The 1,562-nt window shown below is 37.1% G+C and carries 1 pseudogene; it reads right to left on the reverse strand.

Features of this window, described 5'->3' with window-relative positions:
- Positions 1 to 1,562 (reverse strand): annotated as a pseudogene (locus tag HMPREF3270_RS14055) (hypothetical protein); the annotation flags it as partial.

Raw genomic sequence — 1,562 nt, forward strand, 5'->3', positions numbered from 1 at the left:
TTATCAGTTTCTGCTTTTGCTTTATCAATATCTGATTTGACATCTTCCGGTGCAGGCGTCCAGTCTGTTGCTTTGTTGCCTTTTTCTATTTTGATGTTTTCAATTGCAAAACGGTCTCCGTTGTTATTGTTGTAAAAACTCAAATTCCATAATGTACCCGTTTTAGTTGTTGATACTAATGGTAAAGTGAATGACAGCCTTTGTTTTTTATTGCCGATATTTTTAAATACCTTTTCTCCAAACATGAAATCAAAGTTGGTTAAAGTATCATATACTCTTAGTATTTCACCGCGTTCCATTTGCACATCAAAACTTATCGTTATGGTTTCGCCCAACTGTAATTTACTATGTGCACTTGTGATTAAAGTAGCCCAATACTGATTATAATTGTTCGAAGTATCATTGATAGCCTTTTTGATATTTACGCTGTTTTCTAATAAATTTCTGCCGCCGACCTGTACATTATTAATTGCTGTATTGATTTCATTAGTAGTCGCTGTCTTGTTATCTGTATATTCTTTGATGGTCACACGGTCATTAATCGCATTACTTAATTGTTGGCGTTGCGTGTCTGCGCTGTTTAAACGCGTGACTATATTATTTTGGTCTGCGTCGTAACTTGTTTGCGATACTTTACTACTGATTTGTTCCGGTAACACATCTAATTGCGCTTTCTGTTCATTGATTTGCGTTTGCAGCGGCTTGATGTTTGTATCATACATCGTTGTCAATTCTGTTTTGTCAGCTTTCAATGTTATAACGTCTTTAAGCTGCTTAATATCCGATGATTGCTGTGTCTGCGTTGTTGTAATTGGTTCAAGATTTTCATCGGTATAAGCTTGTGCTGCCTTTTGAGTTTCCTCTGCATATGCCTTAGCTTCTTCTAATTTTGCTTGAGCATCTGCGATAGCTCTTTGTTCTTCTTTAGTTACAACACCGTCTGCGTATGCTTGTAATTCTGTTTTTCTCAATGTGTCCTGGGCATCCGCATAAGCTTTTGCGGCAATAGTCGCCTCTGATTGCGCCTTTGTAATATTAGTTTGAACATCTTCTGGTGCTACTGTGTAATCAGTCGCAATCGTACCTTTTTCAAGTTTAATTTTATAACGTTTGAAGATTTTATCTAATGTTGCTTTGTCTTTTGGGAAAAATGAAAAATAATTGAATTGTTTCAATGACACATCATTATCAAAATTGCGGATTAAATTACCGGCTGAATGTTCCCAGCGATAACCACCACTTGCATCTTGACCATTTTTAGTAAAACCGAAGAATACACCTGTCATATCAACTGACGTGTCATTATCCGTGATTTTAATAACTTTCTGCGTATTATCGTTACTCACCTTGATATAGCCATACAAACCGGTGACATTGTAATAATCATAAGAAGTAGGTAACAAGTTGCGTCCGCCTACTTGAATGCCGTCTACCTTAGCACTCACTGCGCTGATGTTGCTGCTTAATTCATTCTTAGTTTGTGTTATCTTGCTGTTGACTTCACCGTCAATAAGCTGCTTTAATGCGGCGTCTTGGCCGTTAATATAGGTTTTCAACGCGTC

The sequence above is a fragment of the Staphylococcus sp. HMSC65H10 genome (assembly GCF_001839185.1).
In the GTDB taxonomy this organism is placed as follows: domain Bacteria; phylum Bacillota; class Bacilli; order Staphylococcales; family Staphylococcaceae; genus Staphylococcus; species Staphylococcus simulans.